Here is a 20,549-nt window from a genome sequence, read left to right as displayed (position 1 = left end):
CTGACAGGCTATTTTATACGAGGCAACAGAATGAATTTAACCAATCACTACCCCAGCCTGAAAGGTAAGACAGTATTTATCAGTGGCGGTGGTTCAGGCATTGGTGCTTGTCTGGTCGAAGCTTTTATCGATCAGGGCGCTAAAGTAGCTTTCGTTGATATTTTAGAAACTGAATCTAAGGCCTTAGTGGCTAATTTAACAGCAAAATACCCAGAGGCCCGGCTAAAGTTTTATGCCTGTGACTTGCTGAATATTGATGATTTAAAGCAGGTAATAGAAGAGGTTAAACAACAGCTTGGTGCTATCGGTGTATTAATCAATAACGCAGCCAGCGATACCCGACATAACTTCCTTGAAGTGACACCGGAATATTGGGACCAGAGGGTTAACATCAATTTACGTCACCAGTTTTTTGCTATTCAGGCTGTCTATCCACAGATGAAGCAACTGGGGGGCGGCTCCATTATCAACTTAGGCTCAATGAGCTGGTATGAAAGTCAGGGCGGCATGCCGGGTTACACCAGTTCTAAAGCCGCTGTGTTGGGGTTAACCCGGGGTTTAGCCCGGGATCTGGGGCCGGATAAAATCCGCGTCAATACCTTAACACCGGGCTGGGTGATGACAGAACGTCAGTTGAAGTTTTGGGTGAACGAAGAAACAGCACGGGATATTGAAAAAAATCAATGCGTCAAAGACAGCCTTATGCCGGAAGATGTGGCAGCTATGGCGCTGTTTTTGGCTTCCGACGACAGCAAATTGTGTACTGCACAAAACTTTATTGTGGACGGTGGCTGGATTTAATTGCTTACGCAGTGTTTCAGCCGCTTTTTTTACCACCACTTTTTATGACTTAAGAGTAAACAAGGGTTTAGCAATGATGATTACAGGCCAACAACTGATTAACGGGCAATGGGTGCAAGGCGAAGCGGGTCAGTACCAGGCGGTCAACCCAGCTGCTGCAGCTTTTATTGAACCTGTGATGAGTTATGCCAGCAAAACTCAGGTGCATCAGGCTGTGGCTGCCGCTGCAGCAGCTGCACCGGTTTTTGCGGCTACGACACTTGAACAGCGTGCCGCCTTTTTAGAATTGTGCGCCGATGAAATTATGGCTTTGGGTGATGTATTGCCAGAGCGTGTTGCATTGGAAACAGGTTATCCAAAAGCCCGTGGTGAAGGCGAACGTGCCCGCACTGTCAATCAGCTGCGTTTATTTGCATCTTCTATCCGCTCTGGTGAATACCTGAATATTCGTATTGATACAGCCTTGCCTGAACGTCAGCCTTTACCTCGTCCTGACTTGCGTTATACCAATCAGCCGATAGGCCCTGTAGTGGTATTTGGTGCCAGTAACTTTCCTCTGGCCTTTTCTGTGGCTGGTGGTGATACAGCTGCTGCTTTAGCTGCGGGGTGCCCTGTCATAGTCAAAGGTCATAACTCACACCCCGGAACTTGTGAGCTGGTCGCACGTGCTTTACATAAAGCTGTGCAAAAAGCCGGTTTACCTGCTGGCGTATTCTCTCTGATCATGGGTTCTGGTCGAGAAGTAGGTTCTGAACTGGTGGTTGCGCCAGAAGTAAAAGCTGTAGGTTTTACCGGCTCTTTAGCTGGGGGCATGGCGCTGTTTCAGCTAGCCAATAACAGACCTGAACCTATACCTGTGTTTGCTGAAATGGGTAGCGTCAACCCTGTGGTGCTGTTGCCACAAGCACTGGATCAAAATGCCGAAGGGATAGCAGCTGGTTTTGTTGGTTCTTTAACTTTGGGGGTGGGCCAGTTTTGCGTCAATCCTGGTGTGGCTGTGGCGATTCAAAGCCCAGCGCTGGACAGGTTCTGTGCTGCTGCATCCGCTGCTTTAGCCAAAGTACCAGCTGGTGTCATGCTGAATGAAGGCATAGCTGCGGCTTATCAAAAGGGGACAGCGCATTTGGCCGCTCAATCCGGTGTTGAGCTGGTTGGCAGTGGTGAAGCTGTGGGCGATAAAGCAGGCTTCTGCACTCAGGCTCAACTCTTTAAAGTCACAGCCGAAGCCTTTTTAGCCAATCCACATTTGCAGGAAGAAGTCTTTGGTCATGTCTCTGTGCTGGTGAGCTGTGCCGATCAGGCACAATTACTCGCCGTAGTGCGGACTTTAAAAGGTCAACTGACTGGTACTTTACAGGCCACAGCAGCAGAACTTGCCACTCAGGCCGAACTTATCAGCCTGCTGCGCCAAAAAGTAGGCCGTCTGGTGGTCAATAACTTCCCGACTGGTGTGGAAGTTTGTGATGCCATGATGCATGGCGGGCCTTTCCCTGCGGCCACTGATGCCCGTTTTACGTCGGTAGGTACGGCCTCTATCGCCCGTTTTGTCCGTCCTATTTGCTTCCAGAATTACCCGGCAGAGTTATTGCCACCAGAGCTGCAAAACGCCAATCCATGGGGCTTGCCTCGTCTGGTGAATGGCGTAAAAACCAACGCAGCGGTTGACGCTTAACATGGGCTTTGTCGTCACTACCGACACTGTGCAGGTGGCTGCGTTAAAGCGGCCCTTGCAGCTGATTAAGCTGACTAATCCTGCAGGACTCTGTGTGACCTTAAGTAATTTGGGCGCGGGTTTATGGTCAGTGTTGATGCCAGAGCCTTTAACAAACAAGGCTGTAGAGCTTCTGCAAAATTATCAGGACCCGGGCCAATTCGCCCGCAATCCTTATTATTTTGCGGTGACTATAGGTCGCGTGGCGAACCGCATTGGTGCTGCCGCTTATATGCACAAAGGCCAGGTGCTGTCTTTGCTTGCCAATGAAGGGCCCAATCAATTGCATGGTGGCCCTGATGGTTTAGGCAGTCGCTTCTGGGATTTTGATATAGACCAGCAAAAAGACAGAGTCAGTGTCACTTTTCGTATCACCAGCTTAGAGGGCGATCAAGGTTTCCCTGGGCAGTTGGATGTGCAGCTGTGTTACACCTTGCTGGCGCATCATGAATTGGTGCTGGAATACAGCGCTGTGTCAGATAAAGACACTCCGGTCAGTCTGACCAATCATGCCTATTGGGCTATTGGCGGAGTAGGTCAAAACACTGTACTTGAACAGCAATTGCAGCTGGATGCTGACTTTGTTCTGGCGTTGGATAAACAACTGGTGCCCACAGGCGAGTTAGTGCCGGCAGCCGGTGCTTTTGATTTTAAAGCAGGCAAGCGGATAGGCAAGGATATTGGATTGCTTGAAAACGGCTATGACCATTATTTTGTATTGAATAAAGATCGTGATCAGAACAGAGCAGCGGCTTTAGTACGGGATGCTGTTTCAGGTCGTACTCTGCAGTTGTTTACTGATCAACCTGGTATTCAGTTTTATAGTGGCAATTTTCTCGATGGCAGCATAGTAGGTAACCAAGGCAAGCCAATAGAGAAATACGCGGCTTTATGTCTTGAGCCTCATGGCTACCCAAATGCGGTCAATAAAGCAAATTTTCCAACAGCTTTGCTGAAAGCAGGGCAGTTATACCGGCAGTGCAGCCGTTTTGTATTGGGGTATAGCTAAGGTTTTCTAACAACAGTTTATAAATACAGAATTCAATCACAGCAGGCCTGCCATTTAAAAATATTATATGGGTCTGTCAGTAGACAAGGGGAGTCGACGTATGAAGATCAAATCTCTAGTTGCAGGTCTTGGCCTGTGTTTAGTTTGTCACAGCAGTTTTGCCACCACTATAGGTTTTGCTCAGGTGGGGTCAGAAAGCGGCTGGCGTACCAGTTTTTCTGAATCAGTGAAAGCTGAAGCGAAAAAACGCGGCATCGATCTGAAATTTTCAGATGCGCAGCAAAAACAGGAAAACCAAATCAAAGCTGTGCGCAGTTTTATTGCGCAGGGCGTGGACGCCATTATCATAGCCCCAGTAGTCGAAACCGGCTGGACTCCAGTGTTGAAAGAAGCCAAACGTGCCCGTATTCCTGTGGTAATAGTAGACCGTAATGTGCAGGTACAGGACGAGTCGTTATTTGTGACCCGCATTGCCTCTGACTTTGTCGAAGAAGGTCGTAAGGCGGCCAACTGGCTATTGAGCCAACCCCAGGCCCAGCAGCAATGCAATATCATCGAGTTACAAGGCACAGTAGGAGCTACGGCTGCCATAGACAGAGCCAAAGGTTTTAACGAAGTGCTGGCAAAACACCCGCAAGCTAAAATTGTCCGCAGTCAAACCGCAGAATTTACCCGCGCCAAAGGCAAAGAAGTGATGGAGTCGCTGTTAAAAGCGGAGCAGGGTGGCAAAGGCATTTGTGCACTCTGGGCTCATAACGATGAAATGGCTTTAGGCGCTATTCAGGCCATTAAAGAAGCCGGCCTGAAACCAGGCAAAGACCTGCTGGTGGTCTCGGTAGACGGTGTGCCGGATTATTTCAAAGCTATGGCGGACGGTGATGCCAATGCCACTGTAGAGCTGAATCCACATTTAGGTGGCCCGGCTTTTGATGTGATTGAAGCTTATCTGAAAGGAAAAAAAGACACAGCCAAATTGATCAGCACCACAGGAGATTTATTCCTGCAGGATACGGCTGCCGCTGAGTATGAAAAAAGACGCCTGAACTAATTTATTTTGTAGCGCCAGCCAATACGGCTGGCCTTCAGGAGAGCCTGATGTCAGAACAGAACAACAGCAGCGCCCTGCCAGTGCTGCAACTGCGGCAGATCGATAAAAATTTCCCCGGTGTAAAAGCACTACAGCAAGCTCAGTTGAGTTTATATGCCGGTGAAGTGCATGCCTTATTGGGTGAAAATGGCGCCGGTAAATCCACTTTAGTCAAAGTGATGACCGGCGTGCTGCAAAAAGATGCTGGCGAGATGCTGTTGGATTCAACAGCTCAAAGTTTTGATTCACCTAAAGATGCGCAGAAAGCTGGCATCAGCACTGTGTATCAGGAAGTGAATTTACTGCCGAATTTATCTGTAGCCCATAACCTGTTTTTAGGTTCAGAACCTAAGCGTTTTGGCCTGATAGATAAAAAAGCCATGGCAGAGCAGGCCAGGCAATTACTACGTACTTTTGGCCTGGCTATTGATGTCACAGCCCCTCTGTCTGAGTTTTCTGTCGCAGTGCAGCAACTGGTGGCTATAGCCAGAGGCATAGCCCCGAAACGTGGCGCGGCTTGCACCAAAGTGCTGGTGCTGGATGAACCCACGGCTAGTCTGGATGCCGACGAAGTCCAAAATTTGTTTCTGGTGCTACGCCAGTTGAAACAACAAGGGGTGGCCATAGTTTTTATTACCCACTTTTTGGATCAGGTGTATCAAATCAGCGACCGCATTACGGTCATGCGTAACGGCTGTTTTGTCGGTGAATACCAGACGGCCAGCTTAAATAAAGCTGAACTCATTGCCGCTATGCTCGGCAAAGAACTATGTCAGCAGCGTCATCAGGCGCCTTGTCTGGCAGTGGAGCAGTCAGAATCTATTTTAACAGCGCGGCAGTTAAATTCTGGCCAGTCTGTGCAGCAGCTGGATCTGGATTTACCTGCGGGCCAGGCTGTGGGTTTAGCGGGTTTATTAGGTTCAGGTCGTACTGAAATTTGTCGTCTGCTATTTGGTTTGGATCAAGTCGATAGTGGCACTTTAAGTTTTGCAGGTAAGCCCATTAAACTGAATAATCCGGCACAAGCCATAGCCCTTGGTATTGCGCTTTGTCCTGAGGATCGTAAATCCCAGGGCATGATTGCGCCTTTATCCATCCGCGAAAATATCAGCTTAGCGCTGCAGGCCAAACTAGGTTGGTGGCGGGTAATTTCGAAAAAGAAACAGCAGCAACTGGCTGATTTTTATATTGATAAACTACAAATTGCCACACCGGACGCCGACAAAGCCATAGGTCAGCTCAGTGGCGGTAATCAGCAAAAGGTGATTCTGGCACGCTGGCTGGCGGTAGAGCCTCAGTTGTTGTTACTAGACGAGCCAACCCGCGGTATCGACATTGGTGCTCATGCTGAAATACTGCAGCTGATCCGTCAGCTTTGTCAGCAGGGGATGTCTTTATTGGTAACGTCATCCGAGTTGGAAGAACTCACCGCCTTTTCCAGCAAAATTGTGGTCATGCGTGACCGCAAAAAAGTAGCAGAACTCAGCGGTGAGGATCTGGATCCAGATCGCATTATGGCTGCAATAGCGGGAGCCAGTGTATGACGACCGAAGGAGTAATTTTGAACTCAAGCCAACCTGAACACCAAAACGCCGGGCAATCCAATGCGGAGCAACTCAAGGCTGCCCGCCAGGCGCGTTATAGCCCTGGCCAGTCGGCGCATAAATTCAGCTTATACCTCTATCCTTTAGTGGCTTTAGCCTTGTTATTGCTGGTGAATCTGCTGCTGGACCCACAGTTTTTTTCACTGCAATGGCAGGATGGTCGTTTGTATGGGCCTTTGATTGATATTGTAAACCGCAGTGCGCCTGTGGCTTTGCTGGCCATCGGCATGAGTTTAGTGATAGCCACAGGTGGCATTGACTTGTCGGTTGGTGCTGTGATGGCTATTTGCGGCGCAGTGTGCGCTAACTTATTAGTGCTGGGTGACTGGTCTATTCCGACTGTGATAGGCCTGGCTGTACTGACAGGTTTAGCTTGTGGACTGGTGAATGGCTTTATGGTCAGCTATCTCGGTATTCAGCCCATAGTGGCGACTTTAGTCTTGATGGTGGCGGGTCGTGGTGTGGCGCAGCTATTAAACCAGGGCCAGATTGTCACCTTTCAGAACCCTGACTTTGCCGCTTTAGGCTCAGGCTCCTTTTTAGGCTTGCCTGTGCCTGTCTGGCTGGTATTGCTGGCGCTGCTGATTATGCAGTTGCTATTGCGACGCACCGCTTTAGGCTTATTTATCGAAGCTGTAGGCTGTAATGCCAAAGCCAGCCGTTATTTAGGCATAGATGACAGAGGCATTAAGCTGACAGTGTATTTGCTGGCCGGTGGCTGTGCTGCGCTGGCTGGTATTATCGCCACCGCTGATATTCAGGGTTCGGATGCCAATAACGCTGGTTTATGGTTAGAACTGGATGCCATTTTAGCTGTAGTGATAGGCGGAGCCGCTTTAACGGGCGGGCGTTTTTCTCTGCCTCGGGCCGTGATAGGAGTACTGATTATTCAGGCTTTGAGCACCACCATAGTGGTCAGCGGTTTGCCTTCCAAATTTAACTTATTGATCAAAGCTTTAGTGATATTGCTTGTGCTAATGTTGCAGTCGGAATTGTTTCGCAACCAGCTAAAGGCTTTGTTTAGCTTTGGCAAAGCGCGTGGAGGTAAAGCCTGATGTCCCGCACTTATTTACCTTTGTGGATCACTTTTGCCCTGGTGTTGTTGATGTTTGGCGCTGGTGCCAGCCAGTTTGATGGTTTTGCCAGTCTGCGAGTGGTTACTAACTTAATTAGCGACAATGCCTTTTTGCTGGTGACTGCTTTGGGTATGACTCTGGTGATTTTATCTGGTGGCATTGACCTGTCCGTCGGCTCAGTGATTGCCTTAAGCGGCGTGGCGGCGGCTTTATTGATAGGGCCTTATCAGTGGCATCCACTACTGGCTTTTGCAGTGATATTGCCCTGTGCTGCGCTTTTTGGTGCTGGGATGGGCGCTTTAATTCAGTACTACCAATTGCAGCCTTTTATTGTCACTTTGGCTGGTATGTTTTTGGCGCGCGGTGTGGCAACGCTGTTGAGTGAAGAGTCTGTGGCTATTGAACATCCGTTTTATGATGCAGTGGCCGAGTTTGGCCTGGAGCTGCCGGATGGCGGCTGGCTGGGTGCCACATCTTTGCTGACCATAGCGCTGGTGCTGTTGATGTTGGTACTTACTCACTACAGTCGCTTTGGCTCTTATGTCTATGCTTTAGGCGGAAATAGCCAATCCGCTCAACTGATGGGTGTTCCAGTGGCCCGCACTACTATTTTGCTGTACGCCTCAAGCAGTATGCTGGCGGCCATGGCTGGTATTATTTTTAGTTTTTATACCTACTCAGGTTATGCGCTGGCAGCTGTAGGTGTCGAGCTGGATGCTATAGCAGCAGTAGTGATAGGCGGTACCTTACTGACAGGTGGCAGCGGTTTTATTATCGGCACTGTGTTGGGGGTATTGCTGATGGGCCTTATTCAAACTTATATCAATTTTGACGGTAGTTTAAGCAGTTGGTGGAGCAAAATAGTCATAGGTGGCTTGTTGTTTTTCTTTATCGCTTTGCAAAAGCTACTGAGTAAAAAATTACAGAATAAAACCGGAGGCCACGCATGAGCGAGTTCACCTTATTGCACAGCATCCCGCTTAAAAACAAATTAGGTGAAGGTATTGTCTGGCATGTCGCTAGCCAGTCGGTCTGGTGGACTGATATTCATGGCCGCTTTTTGTATCAGTTGTTTTGGCCTTCATTGCAGTTAAATACCTATCCGCTGCCAGAACGCATCAGCTGTTTTGCCTTACTCAACCCAGCTGACCCCATGCGCTCTGACTATTCGATGCTGGTGGCCTTTGAGTCGGGTTTTGCATTGTATCAGCCCGAAAGTCAGGGCATCTTTTGGTTAGCTAAACCTGAAGCACATCTGTCCGGTAACAGAATGAACGACGGTCGAATCGACCGTCAGGGCAGGTTTTGGGCCGGCACTATGCGTGAAGTTGATCAAGGGCAAACCGGCACTTTATACCGGCTGGACCAACAAGGTTGTCATGCTGTGATCTCCAACTTATTAATACCTAACAGTCTGTGCTGGAATAAAAACAGTAGCCTGATGTATCACGCCGATTCTCCCACTGGAGTGATTTATAGCTATGGCTTTGATGCAGAACAAGGCACAGCTTCACAGCCACAGTTCTTTGCTAGCGTGCCTGATGGCGCTGAGCCCGATGGTGCTGTCATAGACGCGGACGATCATCTGCTCTGCGCTTTATGGGGCGGCGCTGCGATAGCCCGTTATTCGCCTTCAGGGCAGCAAACTGCTTTACACGCTTTACCTGCCAGTCAGCCAACTTGCCTGGCTTTTGGTGGGCCTGAGCTGGATCTGCTGTTTGTCACTACAGCGCGTCAGGGCTTAACAGAGGCACAACTGGCGGCTGAGCCTGATGCAGGTAGTTTATTGATTTATCAGTCTGCTTATCAGGGCTTACCAGAGTCTGAACTGGCCGTGCAGGATTGGCTGGCTTTGCAAAAAACTGGGGGTGCTGATGTTTAAGTTTTGTAGTGGTCTACTGATAAGCCTGCTGAGTTTTTATGCACTGGCGCAGGATGCAGAGCCTTTGATTAAAAACCGCGCCGATCCCTGGGTGTACAGAGCGGCTGCAGATTCTTACTACTTCACGGCCTCAGTACCAGAATTTGATCGCATAGAGCTTAGATACAGCTCCAGTATTAAAGGCCTGGCTCAGGCTACACCCAAAATTATTTGGCGTAAAAAAGACAAAGGCCCAATGAGTGCTAATATCTGGGCGCCTGAACTGCACCGTATAGACGGCAGCTGGTATATCTACTTTGCTGCAGGCAAGGCGGAAGAGCCTTTCCATATCCGCACTTATGTATTGAAAAATAACTCTGCCGATCCATTACAAGGGCAATGGCAAGAGCTGGGGCCACTGAACACTGGCTGGGATAGTTTTAATCTGGATGCGACTCACTTTGAGCATCAGGGCCAGCATTATCTGATCTGGGCACAGCAGGATAAAAACAAAAGCTACAACAGCGCTTTGTGGATAGCCAAAATGCGTAGCGCTACAGAGCTTGAATTGCCCGCTACTTTACTGACAGAACCCACTCTGGACTGGGAGGTTTTGGGTTATAAGGTCAACGAAGGACCAGCTGTGCTGATTAAAAACGGCCACGTCTGGCTGGCTTATTCAGCCAGTGCCACCGATCACCGCTACGCTATGGGCTTGCTAAGTGCAGCAGCGGATGCAGACTTATTGAAGACAGAAAGCTGGAGCAAAGCGCTCAAACCGGTGTTTTATACCAACGACAGCCTCAAACGTTTTGGCCCTGGCCATAACAGCTTTGTGTTAGCCGAAGATGGTGTCACCGATTTAATGTTCTATCACGCCCGTGATTACAAAGAAATTCAGGGCAATCCATTGCTGGATGGCAATAGACATACCCTTGTGCGGCCTGTGTACTGGACAGACAAAGGCCAGTTAGATTTTGCGCAGGATAAACCTGACTAAAGTATTGCTCCGCTGTGCGTCAGCAAAAAATACACGCCTTGTAACAATTTTGTTGCAGGGCGTTTTTTGTTTTTCGTTTAGTCTTAGACTTTTGTTTTGCTGATGCTTTTTTTAAAAGGCTAACCAAGGCAGAGTAAAACGTTGATAAAACAAAGGCAGGGAGAGAGTATGAAGTTAAAACATTCAGCTTTGGCGCTGATGCTCGGGCTGACCATCAGTTCAGCGCAAGCAACTGAAGCCAAAGATATTCAAAGCTTTACGCTTAAAAATGGTATGAAAATTCTGGTACTGGAAGATGCATCTATTCCTAATGCCAACAGCTATTTATTCTGGAAAGTAGGTTCGCGTAACGAACATCCGGGTATTACAGGTATTTCGCATTTTTTTGAGCATATGATGTTTAATGGCGCGAAAAAGTACGGCCCAAAGATGTTTGACCGTACTATGGAAGCCGCAGGTGGCGCCAATAATGCTTACACCACAGAAGATTTAACTGTTTATACCAACTGGTTTCCCGCCAATGCATTAGAAACTATTTTTGATTTAGAAGCTGACCGCATAGCTCATCTGGATATCAACGCCAAAATGGTCGAAAGCGAACGAGGCGTTGTTGCTTCTGAACGCACCACAGGTCTTGAAAACTCCAATTTCCGTACTATTCAGGGCGAAATGAAAGGGGTGGCTTTTCAGGCCCATCCGTACAGCTGGTCTGTGATTGGTCATGAATCAGATATCAAAGCCTGGACTTTGGACGATTTAAAGCGGTATCACAAAACCTACTACGCACCGAACAATGCTGTGATGGTGGTGGCTGGTGATGTGAAACTCTCTGAAGTAAAGAAGCTGGCAGAGCAGTATTTTGCTCCTATTCCATCTCAGCCTAAGCCAGAGGACGTGCGCACTGTTGAACCAGAACAAAAAGGCGAGCGTCGGGTTTATGTGCAAAAAGCGTCGGTGACCAGCCCTAACTTATTGCTAGGTTTTCATATCCCAGCCAGTTCCAGCCCAGATTATTATGCGCTGGATTTGCTGAACTCCATTTTAGGTGAAGGTAACAGCTCACGTTTATATCAGGGCCTGGTCGACAAAGAGCTGGCAGTGGATGTATTCAGCTATTTGCCGATGTCCTTCGATCCAAATCTGTTTTATCTGATGGCTATCGCCAGCCCTGGTGTAAAAGCTGCTGATCTGGAAACTGCGTTCATTGCGGTGATCAACAAAGTAGCCAAAGAAGGTGTCAGCCAGGACGAACTGGAAAAAGCTAAAAACCAAAAATTAATGCAGTTCTACCGCGAAATGGAAACCATCAATGGCAAAGCCGATATTATCGGCACCTACGAGCTGTATTTTGGCAGTTATCAAAAATTGTTTGATGCACCAAAAAATTATCAAAAAGTCACTCCTGCTGATATTCAGCGCGTGGCACAAAGCTACCTGAAAAAATCCAACCGCACTGTTGCTGTGCTGGACTCTGCTGAGGATAAAGATCTATGAGCTATTTCACAAAAACTCCTAAAGCGGCGGCGCTGGTTTTACTAAGCTCTTTTGTTTTTGCCTTGCCGGTTATGGCAGAGCAAGCAAAAAGCCATAGCAGCTTCCAAATGCCAGCTTATGAGCAATTGAAGCTGGATAATGGCCTAACGGTATTTTTATTGCCGCAACATGAAGTACCATTAATTACAGTGCAGGCCACAGTACGTGCTGGTGCAGTCAACGACAAAGTGGCGGGTTTATCCCAGTTAACCAGTCAGGCTTTGTTGTTAGGTGCTGGAGGTAAAACCAAAGCAGAAATTGAACAACTGGTCGACTTTTTAGGTGCCAGTTTAAACAGCGATGGCTCTATGGAAGGTTCCAGTCTGCGCGCCAACTTTATGGCCAAAGACACTGAGCAAATGCTTGCTGTACTGCATAGTGTGCTGACTCAGCCCAGTTTTGACCAGACGGAGTTTGATAAGTTAAAAGCTCGTCAAATCGCCGCTGTGGCCCAGGCGAAAGAAAGCCCGCGTATGGTGATGGAGCAGTACTTTAATAAACTGGTATTTGGTTCTCACCCTTATGGCAACGCTAGTTCAGGCACCGCAGAGTCATTAAAAGGTATCAGCCAGGCGCAGGTAAAAAACTTCCATCAAAGCTTTTATCAGCCAGGTAATACCGCCATCAGCATAGTGGGCGATTTCAAACCTCAACAGATGAAAGCTCAGCTACAAAAAATCTTTGCCAGTTGGAAAAACGGCGACGCGGTGAAGCAACCCGATTTAACGGCCGCTTTACCAAAGGCAAAAAATGCCAAAGTGTTGCTGGTGAACAAAGCTGATGCAATAGAAACCACTTTTACTATCGGTGGTGTTGGTATTAAGCAAGATAACCCGGATTATGTAGGTATCTCAGTGGTCAATACTGTACTGGGTGGCCGTTTTACCTCTTGGTTGAATGACGAGCTTAGAGTGAACTCAGGTTTAACCTACGGCGCCCGTTCTGGTTTTGATCGGTACTCTGCCAGTGGCACTTTTAGTATCGGTAGTTTTACTAAAACTGAAAGCACCAAGGCCGCTGTGGATTTAGCTTTAAAAACCTACCAGCGCTTATGGGATCAGGGCATAGATCAAGCGACGCTGGATTCAGCTAAAGCTTATGTCAAAGGCCAGTTCCCGCCTCGTTTTGAAACCAATACGGCCTTAGCTGGTTTGTTAGGCGATATGTACCTGTATGGTTTTAATCAGGACTTTATCAACAGTTTCCAAAGCAAGGTAGACCAACTGACAGTGGCTGAAAGCAAGCGTTTGATCAACAGCTACTTTCCAAAAGATAAGCTGCAATTTGTGCTGATTGGCAAAGCAGAAGCTATTAAAGACATCGCCAAAAATTATGGTGAAGTCACACAAGTAGAAATCACCGCCGACACTTTCTAGTGACGCGGGACCATAAAAGGATGGCCCTGCAGCAATGCAGGGTCTTATACTCAAGGCACAGCCTCTTTAGATAAGTACGTCGCTTGAATCTTCAGTTCAAAATAATCAGCCTGTTGTTTAGTCTTTGGGTGTTGTGCTCTTGCACTCCACAGCTCAATTCCACTTTTTCTCAGCATATTTATATCTGGCAGCGCGTCTGGAACTCAGAACATGCGCAAGCTTTGGCCCAAAGCAAAGCTGACTTCAGTGTATTGAGAGTATTAGGCTTACAGCTGCATCAGACAAAAACCGGCCCGGTCTGGACACAAGCTAAGGTTGGTTTACCGCTGCTCTCTGCTGATGGACGGGCTGTACAGCTAGTGGTGCGCTTCGATGGTCAGCTCAAACTCTTACCAAAAGCAGTGTTGCAACAAAAAATACTGACGCTGCTGCAATTGTGGCAACAGCAAGGTGTAAAGGTCACTCAACTGGAGCTGGATTATGACTGTGCCAGCAGCCAGCTCGGCGCTTATGCGCTCTGGATAAAAGAATTACGTCAGGTGTTGCCTCAGACTCTGGCTTTAAGCATAACGGCTTTACCGGACTGGTTAGGCAAGCCGGGTTGGTCCGAGTTACAACAGCAGATTGATGAACTGACCTTACAGGTGCATTCGGTTATATCGCCTGAACAAGGCTTGTTTCAACCAGAGCTCGCCAAAAGATGGGCGCAACAATTGGCGGCAAAGGCACAAAAGCCATTTTATATTGCTGTGCCTTCCTATCATTCTGCATTGTTAAAACAAGAACAGGGCTGGCTTGTTGAGAGTGAACAAGCATTGCAAAGTCAAAGCGAACGACAAGAGTTATGGCTGGATGCTTTAGCAGTGCAGGGCTTTAGTTTGTGGTTAAAGCAGCAAGACTGGCCGCTGTTGCAGGGGCTAGCCTGGTTTCGTTTACCTTTGCCATCCGATAAACGCAGCTGGTCCTATTCCCAATTACAGGCAGTCAGTTCGGGTAAAACGCTCACGGCTGACTTGAAATTAAGTTTGCATGGTGAAGCTCCGCAGTTTGAACTGGTGGCAGAAAACCATGGGTTTGTAGCCGCACCATTACCTGCAGAGATCAACTTGTCTGGCGCTTTGTGCAGTGCTGCAGATGCGGTTTCCGGGTATATGCTACAGCGTGCAAAGGACAAGAATCAGTTGCGTTTTGTTTTAGCTGAAGCTGGAACCATGGTGCAACCTCGTCAACGTTTGGTACTGGGCTGGGCGTCTTGCCAGAGCTTAACCCTTTGGGCATTTAAAGGATGATTGTATGCTGAAATTTAATAAAGCCTTGCTGCTTAGCAGCATGACCTTAGCTGGCAGTGCGCTGGCCTGTGGACCAGACTTTCCAATGATGCTGAGTTCGGACAGAGCCCAAACTTTTGCTGTACTGACAGAACCTGTATTTTTAGTTGAAGTTCAGGCTCTGGCCTCAGCTGTGCCTGATTTCTCTGCTGTGTCAGCAAAACCTGATGCCGTTGTATTTGAAGACTCCTACGATTATCAGAATGACAAGTGGCTCAGCGCCACAGAACAAGCTGAACAGCAGTTACTGACCAAAGAGCAGGCTCTGTTGGTAAAACAGATGCGGCAAAGTGCTACCGCACAGCAGGCTTTAGCTGCAGGTGAAGCTTTGCCGGCTGAGCTGCGTTTCTACACCGCAGGCGCTGTGGCTTTTACCCAGAAAGATTACGGGCAAGCTATTCAATTATTTCGCCAGGTGCTGGCTTTAGCTGAAGACCAGCAACAACAAAGACGTAGCTGGGCTTTGTATTCACTGGGCCGGGCCTTATTAAAGCAAAAAGTATCAGAGCAAAACGATCAGAACCAAACTACTGAAGTTTCAGCATTGTATAGCCAGTTACAGCAAGAGGTCGCGGCCGGATTAGCGGATCCTCTGCAGCTGGCAGTGGCGAGCTTAGGTGAACAGGCCAAACTAGCCAAACAACAAGGTGATTGGGCGGGCGCTATAGGATTATATGCAGCCCAAAGTCGCTGGAGTGAAAGTGGCCGCGCGTCTTTATTGTGGTTAAGTAAAGAGCTGGCTGCTATGCCGGATCAGGAGTTAATGCCTTTAGTGCAAGTTCCTGCTGTGGCTGCTTTATTAAGCCGTTACCTGATGACACAGTTCAGCGCTTTAAGTTATCTGGAACCAGAACAGTTGCAGCGTTTGCTGGTGGTGCTAAATCAAGTACCGGATATTCAACTGAAAAATGCCACACAACTTGCCACAGTGGCGTATCAGCAAGGCCAGTTTGCGTTGGTAGAGCAGTTATTGCCTCATTTGGATCAAACGGTTTTGGCTTTCAGCTTGCAGGCAAAAATGGCATTAAAAGCCGGAGATACAGCCAAAGCTGCAGAGTTTTATGCTAAAGCCAGTAAATCTTTTACCCCCTTGGCTAAACAAGCTGATGTAGCAGTACAACAGGATTATTACAGTAAACCTTCAATAGCTGAGCTACAGCAGCAACAGTATTGCCGTGTTCAGGCTGAACAGGGCATTCTGGAATTAAGCCGCGGTGATTATTTGCAGGCCATCACTTTACTGACAGCTGCAGGCATGGAGTACTGGCAGGATACGGCATATATCGCAGAGCGGGTTTTGACGCTGGATGAGCTAATAAGCTTTACCGCTTTACATCCTGTGACTGCGGTACCAGAAAAAGCGCAGTGGCATTATTTTGGTGATACACCAGTAGAAGTTTTATTGCATCACTTAACCGCGCGACGATTGATGCGCGCTGGTGAATACCAGCAGGCTCAGGCCTATTTTGTCGAGCCGGAATTAAAGCAACTGGCAAAGCGTTATCAGCAGCATGCAGAAAAAGCCGCAAGCAGCTGGACCGACAATGCCAAAGCTCAGGCCCTATTTGAGCAGGCAAAGCTAGCCAGAGAGCATGGCCTGGAGTTGTTAGGTTTTGAACTGGCGCCCGATTATCAGGTGTTTTATGGGCAGTTTGAGCCTTACGAATTTGATGCGAAAACACCGGCTTTGCCTGCAGCAGAGTTACAGCGTTTAAACAGTTCAGGTTCAACCTACAGCAACAGATTCCACTACCGGCAACTGGCCGCCGAATTATCCGCGCAAGCCGCAGGGCTGCTACCACAGAATAGCCAGGCTTTTGCAGCAACGTTGTGTTATTCCACAAAATGGCTATTAATACGTCAGCCAAAGCTGGCAAAAGGCTTTTATCAGCAGTACCTGCAACAAGGGCCTTATGTCAGTTGGGGCACTGAGTTTGGCCAACACTGCCCTGAACCTGATTTTGTCGCAGCAAAACAACGGCAGTACGACAACTGGAAACAGCAATTACGCCTGTCAGCCAGGCCTTTTAAGTTGCCTATTTATGCTGCCGCTGTATTGGCGCTAGTGGGGCTGGGTTATCTGTTTTGGCGGCGTAGAACACAAAAGCAGGGCAGGCCTTCATAGCGCCTGGATGACTTCTGTTATTAAGTTTATTTGTAATACAATAATATTGAATTATTATTAACCCTGTCTGTTTCAGACGAGCCAGCAGCATAGCTGGCCTATCCAATATGACAGGGGATTATGATGACAATAGTAAAGTTTAAAAAAGCGCCTTTATGGCTGGCGCTTAATTTGATTTTGGTATCAGCTTGTGGCGGTTCTGGTGGTTCTGAACCTGCTGTAACGCCGCCAACTTCGGGTAATCCACCGCCAGTGGTGATACCTCCACCAGTAACGAATGCGCCCACTTTTACTAACGTGGCAGTGCATGACCCGTCCGTGATCAAAGTAGGTTCAGACTTCTATATTTTTGGCTCGCACTTAGCAGCGGCGAAGTCCACGGATTTACAAAACTGGACCCTAGTGGCCGATGGCGTCAATGCCAACAATAAGCTGATGCCCAATGCCGCCACAGAAATCAAAGAAACCTTTGACTGGGCTCAAACTTCAACGCTTTGGGCAGCTGATGTGATTGAAATTGGTGGCAAGTTTTATATGTACTACAACGCCTGCAAAGGCGATTCACCACGCTCGGCTTTAGGTATTGCAGTGGCAGACTCAGTCGAAGGGCCCTACAAGAACCAACAGCTGTTACTGAAATCCGGTATGTGGGGCGAACCCAGCGAAGATGGTTCAATTTACGATGCCACCATTCATCCGAACGTCGTAGACCCGGATGTGTTTTTTGATAAAACCGGCCGCTTGTGGATGTTGTATGGCTCCTATTCGGGTGGCTTGTTTATTCTGGAGCTTGATAAAGCAACAGGAATACCTTTACCGGACCAAGGCTATGGCAAACACCTGATGGGGGGGAATCACAGCCGGATAGAGGGCGGATACGTGCTGTACAGCCCTGACAGCGATTATTATTATCTCTTTGTATCTTTTGGTGGCCTGGATGCCAATGGTGGCTACAACATACGTGTAGCGCGATCCAGTAATCCTGAAGGCCCTTATTTTGATGCACTTGGCAATTCAATGGCTGACGTAAAATCCAACCCGGCTTTGCCTTTGTTTGACGACGCCAGCATAGCGCCTTATGCCGAAAAATTAATGGGCAACTTTTTATTTGAACGTAAAAGTGGTGAGGCCGGTACAGGCATAGGTACTGGTTATGTCTCGCCTGGTCATAACTCGGCTTATTACGATGAAAGCTCAGGTCAGTACTTTCTGATGTTCCATACCCGCTTTCCACAGCAAGGGGAGCAGCATCAGGTGCGGGTGCATCAGATGTTTATCAATAAAAACGGCTGGCCAGTGGTAGCGCCGCACAGGTATGCCGCCAACACTGACAAAACAGTGACGGCAGAGCAGTTGGCTGGTAGCTACAAGCTGATTGAGCATGGCAAAGATATTTCGCCCGACATTAAAAAGCCGCTCAGTATTAACTTGTTGGCCAATGGTAGTATCAGCGGTGAGAAAACCGGTAGCTGGGTGTATGGCACTAATCAGCAGATCAGCATTAACCTTGATGGCAGTGGCAGTTATGAAGGAGTGGTATCACGGCAGTGGCATGAAACACCAGCCAAATGGACTGTAACTTTTAGTGCGTTATCCACTGAAGGAAAAACAGTTTGGGGTTCGCAGAACTAGCCAATAACAAAACTGAAATAGCAGAAAAGAAAAAACCCAGCCGAGGCTGGGTTTCAATTTATGGCAGGGGTACAGGGATTCGAACCCCAGAATGGCGGGATCAAAACCCGCTGCCTTACCGCTTGGCTATACCCCTGCAGAACTGTTGTAGCTAAAATTGTGTAATTTGATGATTACACTGCCACTTCAATTAAATGGCAGGGGTACAGGGATTCGAACCCCAGAATGGCGGGATCAAAACCCGCTGCCTTACCGCTTGGCTATACCCCTGCAGAAACTGCAGAATTCTTACTTGCTTGGTGCGGAAGAAGAGACTCGAACTCTTACGCCTCGCGGCGCTGGAACCTAAATCCAGTGCGTCTACCAATTTCGCCACTTCCGCTAACACTGGACGAACAAATTAAGTGGTGGCTACAGCGGGAATCGAACCTGCGACCCCAGCATTATGAGTGCTGTGCTCTAACCAGCTGAGCTATGTAGCCACTATGTCTTAGTTGTCCTAAGCAAGTGGCGCGTATTATGCTCATCAGGCTTTTTTGCGTCAACCGTTTTTTTATCACATCTTTGTCTATTCGGTTTGTTTGCTGGTTTTCTATGCAAGTTGGTGTTAACACAACCAGTTTTTTCGCTTTTTCTGCTGCTGGTTTGGGATTATACGACTGATGGGGTAGTATCGGTTTGTACTTAAAACTAAAAAATAAGCTGCTTTTATAGAGAGCAAGCCAGAGGAAAACTCATGTCCACAGATGTAAAACAGGCCCGTTGGCCACGACAAATCCCCTACATTATTGCCAGTGAAGCATGCGAACGCTTCAGCTTCTACGGTATGCGCAATATTTTAACGCCATTTTTAATGACGGCTTTGCTGTTAGCTGTGCCTGAGCACCTGCGAGCAGGCGAAGCCAAAGACGTATTTCACTCTTTTGTGATAGGCGTTTACTTTTTCCCTTTATTAGGCGGCTGGCTAGCAGACCGTTATCTGGGTAAATACAACACTATTTTATGGCTGAGCATTGTGTATGTGATTGGTCATTTGTTTTTGGCTTTGTTCGAAACCAGCAAAGAGGGCTTTTACACCGGCTTGTTTCTGATAGCGCTGGGGTCGGGGGGCATTAAACCCTTAGTTTCTGCTTTTATGGGCGATCAGTTTGACCAGAGTAATAAAAAACTGGCGCAAAAAGCTTTTGATATCTTCTATTTCACCATTAACTTCGGCTCCTTTTTCGCATCCTTATTAATGCCGCTAACACTGAAGCACTTTGGTGCAGCCGTGGCTTTTGGTATTCCGGGTGTACTGATGGCACTCGCTACCTTGTTTTTCTGGTTGGGCCGCAGCCGTTATGTGCATGTTGCACCAGAACCTAAAAATCCACACAGCTTTTTAAAAGTAGTGAAAACTGCTTTATTGGCGAAAGAGCAAGGCAAAGCCAATGGCGGCTTTTATCTGGCTTTAGTAGGTTTTGCGTTAGCGCTGTTTAGCTTAAGCCAAACCCCAACTTTAGGTTTTGTCGCAGCCTTTTGTTTAGCTTTAGTGCTGGTGATGGGCTTTGGTGGTGCAGGTGCAGCTATTCAGTTGGAAAGGGCACGAGGTGTGCACCCTGATATAGCCGTAGATGGTGTGCGCTCCGTGTTGCGTATTCTTATTCTGTTTGCTTTGGTGACGCCGTTTTGGTCTTTGTTTGATCAAAAAGCTTCGACCTGGATTTTACAAGCCAATGAAATGAGCAAACCACACTGGTTTGAACCTGCCATGATGCAGGCGTTAAATCCATTACTGGTGATGTTGCTGATCCCTTTTAACCATATAGTGCTGTATCCGCTGTTGGAACGTTGTGGCGTGCGTATTACTGCACTGCGCCGCATGGGCGCCGGTATTGCCTTTGCGGGCCTAAGCTGGATTGTAATTGGTTCAGTGCAACTGGCCATGGACGGCGGCACTGTGATGTCTATTGTCTGGCAGGTATTGCCTTATGCGCTGCTGACTTTTGGCGAGGTTTTGGTATCAGCCACAGGGTTAGAGTTTGCCTACAGTCAGGCTCCTGCAGCGATGAAAGGCACCATTACCAGCTTCTGGCAGTTGTCGGTAACCGTAGGTAACTTATGGGTGCTTTTAGCAAATAACAGTATTCGCAGCGAAACCGTGTTGTCGCATGTAGCCTCAACCGGCTTGTCGCAAACCGCATTTTTAATGTTTTTCTTTGCAGGTTTTGCGTTATTAGCCGCTGCTGTTTTTGCGCTTTATGCCCGAAGTTATACCATGTTGGATAACTATAGGGCTGCGGCTTAGTCTGGTGAAATGTGGTGTGCGCTGTAGTGGGTTATGTCGCTGCGGGAAGGGCATAGTCCACGCAGACACGCCGTGAATACATCCATGTAGGCTCGTGTTTCGCTATCCTTGCGAAACAC

Annotated in this window: 15 protein-coding genes and 4 tRNA genes; 15 read left to right on the top strand and 4 right to left on the bottom strand. The window is 48.0% G+C overall.

What is annotated here, in order from left to right; genetic code table 11:
- The first annotated feature begins 30 nt into the window (after positions 1-30).
- The 14 genes from EK374_RS15890 to EK374_RS15825 all read left to right on the top strand — a co-directional run bounded on the left by EK374_RS15890 (position 31) and on the right by EK374_RS15825 (position 18,143).
- Positions 31-801: an SDR family NAD(P)-dependent oxidoreductase gene (locus EK374_RS15890; RefSeq protein ID WP_127025535.1), complete on the top strand. Its 771-nt coding sequence runs from the start codon at positions 31-33 to the stop codon at positions 799-801.
- A 73-nt stretch (positions 802-874) separates the two neighbouring features.
- Positions 875-2,473 carry an aldehyde dehydrogenase (NADP(+)) gene (locus EK374_RS15885; protein WP_127025534.1) on the top strand — a complete coding sequence of 533 codons (1,599 nt, stop codon included), beginning with the start codon at positions 875-877 and terminating at the stop codon, positions 2,471-2,473.
- 1 nt (position 2,474) lies between these two features.
- On the top strand, positions 2,475-3,521 hold the full coding sequence (locus EK374_RS15880; RefSeq protein ID WP_127025533.1) for an aldose epimerase family protein: 1,047 nt from the start codon (positions 2,475-2,477) through the stop codon (positions 3,519-3,521).
- A 100-nt stretch (positions 3,522-3,621) separates the two neighbouring features.
- Positions 3,622-4,569: an ABC transporter substrate-binding protein gene (locus EK374_RS15875; protein ID WP_127025532.1), complete on the top strand. Its 948-nt coding sequence runs from the start codon at positions 3,622-3,624 to the stop codon at positions 4,567-4,569.
- Positions 4,570-4,616: 47 nt separating this feature from the next.
- On the top strand, positions 4,617-6,152 hold the full coding sequence (locus EK374_RS15870) for a sugar ABC transporter ATP-binding protein (RefSeq protein WP_127025531.1): 1,536 nt from the start codon (positions 4,617-4,619) through the stop codon (positions 6,150-6,152).
- 17 nt (positions 6,153-6,169) lie between these two features.
- Entirely contained in the window at positions 6,170-7,267 is a 1,098-nt protein-coding gene (locus EK374_RS15865) for an ABC transporter permease (protein ID WP_206099227.1), read from the top strand.
- Positions 7,267-8,238, top strand: coding sequence for a galactofuranose ABC transporter, permease protein YjfF (yjfF, locus tag EK374_RS15860; RefSeq protein ID WP_206099226.1), 972 nt, complete (start codon positions 7,267-7,269; stop codon positions 8,236-8,238). Before EK374_RS15865 ends, yjfF begins: the two co-directional genes overlap by 1 nt.
- Positions 8,235-9,170: an SMP-30/gluconolactonase/LRE family protein gene (locus EK374_RS15855; protein WP_127025528.1), complete on the top strand. Its 936-nt coding sequence runs from the start codon at positions 8,235-8,237 to the stop codon at positions 9,168-9,170. Before yjfF ends, EK374_RS15855 begins: the two co-directional genes overlap by 4 nt.
- Positions 9,163-10,149: a glycoside hydrolase family 43 protein gene (locus EK374_RS15850; protein WP_127025527.1), complete on the top strand. Its 987-nt coding sequence runs from the start codon at positions 9,163-9,165 to the stop codon at positions 10,147-10,149. Before EK374_RS15855 ends, EK374_RS15850 begins: the two co-directional genes overlap by 8 nt.
- A 168-nt stretch (positions 10,150-10,317) precedes the next feature.
- Complete coding sequence (locus tag EK374_RS15845; RefSeq protein ID WP_127025526.1) at positions 10,318-11,643, top strand: M16 family metallopeptidase; 1,326 nt, start codon at positions 10,318-10,320, stop codon at positions 11,641-11,643.
- The gene (locus tag EK374_RS15840) at positions 11,640-13,058 is read left to right on the top strand and encodes a M16 family metallopeptidase (protein ID WP_127025525.1); all 1,419 of its coding nucleotides are present in this window, start codon (positions 11,640-11,642) and stop codon (positions 13,056-13,058) included. The genes EK374_RS15845 and EK374_RS15840 overlap by 4 nt, the downstream gene beginning before the upstream one ends.
- An 83-nt stretch (positions 13,059-13,141) precedes the next feature.
- A complete protein-coding gene (locus tag EK374_RS15835) occupies positions 13,142-14,347 on the top strand; it encodes a DUF3142 domain-containing protein (protein WP_127025524.1) in 1,206 nt (401 codons plus the stop codon).
- Positions 14,348-14,351: 4 nt separating this feature from the next.
- Complete coding sequence (locus EK374_RS15830; RefSeq protein WP_127025523.1) at positions 14,352-16,511, top strand: hypothetical protein; 2,160 nt, start codon at positions 14,352-14,354, stop codon at positions 16,509-16,511.
- Positions 16,512-16,631: 120 nt separating this feature from the next.
- The gene (locus tag EK374_RS15825; RefSeq protein ID WP_325049671.1) at positions 16,632-18,143 is read left to right on the top strand and encodes a glycoside hydrolase family 43 protein; all 1,512 of its coding nucleotides are present in this window, start codon (positions 16,632-16,634) and stop codon (positions 18,141-18,143) included.
- Between the two features lie 61 nt (positions 18,144-18,204).
- Here the strand turns inward: EK374_RS15825 and EK374_RS15820 are convergent.
- The 4 genes from EK374_RS15820 to EK374_RS15805 form a co-directional block, all read right to left on the bottom strand.
- Positions 18,205-18,279, bottom strand: a tRNA-Gln gene (locus EK374_RS15820).
- 59 nt (positions 18,280-18,338) lie between these two features.
- Positions 18,339-18,413 (bottom strand) — tRNA-Gln (locus tag EK374_RS15815).
- Between the two features lie 27 nt (positions 18,414-18,440).
- Positions 18,441-18,525, bottom strand: a tRNA-Leu gene (locus tag EK374_RS15810).
- Between the two features lie 23 nt (positions 18,526-18,548).
- Positions 18,549-18,625, bottom strand: a tRNA-Met gene (locus tag EK374_RS15805).
- 254 nt (positions 18,626-18,879) lie between these two features.
- Between EK374_RS15805 and EK374_RS15800 the strand changes: the two genes are divergently transcribed.
- The gene (locus EK374_RS15800; protein ID WP_127025522.1) at positions 18,880-20,430 is read left to right on the top strand and encodes a POT-type proton-dependent oligopeptide transporter; all 1,551 of its coding nucleotides are present in this window, start codon (positions 18,880-18,882) and stop codon (positions 20,428-20,430) included.
- Positions 20,431-20,549: the final 119 nt, after the last annotated feature.

It is taken from the genome of Rheinheimera mangrovi (assembly GCF_003990335.1).
GTDB lineage: Bacteria > Pseudomonadota > Gammaproteobacteria > Enterobacterales > Alteromonadaceae > Pararheinheimera > Pararheinheimera mangrovi.
The sequence above is the reverse complement of the archived record's forward strand: the minus strand, read 5'-3'. Positions and strand labels throughout refer to the sequence as shown.

What these genes read in the sequence shown, in the direction of transcription:
- EK374_RS15890 (WP_127025535.1), top strand. Translation starts at nt 31, where the DNA reads ATGAATTTAACCAATCACTACCCCAGCCTGAAAGGTAAGACAGTATTT.
- EK374_RS15885 (WP_127025534.1), top strand. Translation starts at nt 875, where the DNA reads ATGATGATTACAGGCCAACAACTGATTAACGGGCAATGGGTGCAAGGC.
- EK374_RS15880 (WP_127025533.1), top strand. Translation starts at nt 2,475, where the DNA reads ATGGGCTTTGTCGTCACTACCGACACTGTGCAGGTGGCTGCGTTAAAG.
- EK374_RS15875 (WP_127025532.1), top strand. Translation starts at nt 3,622, where the DNA reads ATGAAGATCAAATCTCTAGTTGCAGGTCTTGGCCTGTGTTTAGTTTGT.
- EK374_RS15870 (WP_127025531.1), top strand. Translation starts at nt 4,617, where the DNA reads ATGTCAGAACAGAACAACAGCAGCGCCCTGCCAGTGCTGCAACTGCGG.
- yjfF (WP_206099226.1), top strand. Translation starts at nt 7,267, where the DNA reads ATGTCCCGCACTTATTTACCTTTGTGGATCACTTTTGCCCTGGTGTTG.
- EK374_RS15855 (WP_127025528.1), top strand. Translation starts at nt 8,235, where the DNA reads ATGAGCGAGTTCACCTTATTGCACAGCATCCCGCTTAAAAACAAATTA.
- EK374_RS15850 (WP_127025527.1), top strand. Translation starts at nt 9,163, where the DNA reads ATGTTTAAGTTTTGTAGTGGTCTACTGATAAGCCTGCTGAGTTTTTAT.
- EK374_RS15845 (WP_127025526.1), top strand. Translation starts at nt 10,318, where the DNA reads ATGAAGTTAAAACATTCAGCTTTGGCGCTGATGCTCGGGCTGACCATC.
- EK374_RS15840 (WP_127025525.1), top strand. Translation starts at nt 11,640, where the DNA reads ATGAGCTATTTCACAAAAACTCCTAAAGCGGCGGCGCTGGTTTTACTA.
- EK374_RS15830 (WP_127025523.1), top strand. Translation starts at nt 14,352, where the DNA reads ATGCTGAAATTTAATAAAGCCTTGCTGCTTAGCAGCATGACCTTAGCT.
- EK374_RS15825 (WP_325049671.1), top strand. Translation starts at nt 16,632, where the DNA reads ATGATGACAATAGTAAAGTTTAAAAAAGCGCCTTTATGGCTGGCGCTT.
- EK374_RS15800 (WP_127025522.1), top strand. Translation starts at nt 18,880, where the DNA reads ATGTCCACAGATGTAAAACAGGCCCGTTGGCCACGACAAATCCCCTAC.